We start from the raw sequence: 1,044 nt of genomic DNA on the forward strand, positions 1-1,044 counted from the left end.
GGGCAGCGGCGAGCCCGCGCGGACGCCGTCATAGGCAAGCAGTGTCTGTTCGAGCAGGTCGCGGCCGATACGGGCGCCGCTGCCCTGGTCGCCAACCTGGAAGCCCCAGCCGCCGATGGCGCGCGATTTGCCTTGTCTGCGCGCCATATAGGCGGTGCCGGTGCCGAGGATCGCCATGGCGCCGTCACCGGCGCCGACAGCGCCTTCCAGCGCGATTTCGGCGTCGGTCTCGACGCGGCTGATGCTGAATGGCAGGATCGCCTCGAGCTGCTGCCGGTAGGTGCCGACATTGGCGCCGGCAAGGCCGAGAATTGCGGGCGTTCGCGGGATCAGTTCCGGATCCTGCCCGGCGACGAGGAACGCCTGCCTGGCGGCCTCGACGATGTTCGAGCGGGCGCCGGTCAGGTCGGTGCGGATGTTGGCGGCGCCGCTTTTGGCGCGGCCGATCACCGTGCCGTCCGCCGTTGCCAGGGCGGCCCTGCAGCTGGTGCCGCCGCCATCGATTCCGAGCACGAAATTCACGTTGATTTCTCCTCCGGGCGGATAATACCAATAAAATACCAATAGCCAAGGATTAATTTCCGTTTCAAAAAGTTTAAGCCGTATTTTATTAAGAATCTGCCTATTTCGGCGGCTCAGCGATTTCCGGCCCGCGAATTCGTTAATGCGTGTGGACAAGTGGTATTTTTTTGGTATTGTTCTGGTATTGGAGGAACCGGGATGGCCGAAACGCGCACCGAAGCGCTTCACAAAAATGCCGAGGGGCTGGATATCCAGCCTCCGGACGCCATCCTTTCCTATTTGGCCGATGCGCAGATCGAAGCCGCCAAGGTGGTGCGCCATGCCATTCCATCCATCGCCAGGGCCGCCGAGATCATCGCCGGCAGGCTGAAGAGCGGGGGCAAGCTTGCCTACGCCGCGGCCGGCAGCTCAGGCCTGATGGCACTGGCCGATGCGCTGGAGCTGCCGGGCACCTTCGGCATTCACCGCGACCGCATCGCCATCCTGATCGCCGGCGGCGACGACGCTTTCCGCACGCTGGCC

At 63.9% G+C, this 1,044-nt stretch carries 1 protein-coding gene and 1 pseudogene; one reads left to right on the top strand and one right to left on the bottom strand.

Features of this window, described 5'->3' with window-relative positions; all coding sequences use genetic code 11:
- Window positions 1–522 (bottom strand): BadF/BadG/BcrA/BcrD ATPase family protein (locus EN884_RS36855; RefSeq protein ID WP_281034870.1); only part of this gene is annotated, 522 nt, incomplete at its 3' end.
- Window positions 523–720: 198 nt separating this feature from the next.
- Here EN884_RS36855 and EN884_RS36860 point away from each other — a divergent pair.
- Window positions 721–1,044: pseudogene (locus EN884_RS36860) on the top strand (N-acetylmuramic acid 6-phosphate etherase); the annotation flags it as partial.

The organism is Mesorhizobium sp. M7A.F.Ca.AU.001.01.1.1, assembly GCF_004022735.1.
Taxonomy (GTDB): Bacteria; Pseudomonadota; Alphaproteobacteria; order Rhizobiales; family Rhizobiaceae; genus Mesorhizobium; species Mesorhizobium ciceri.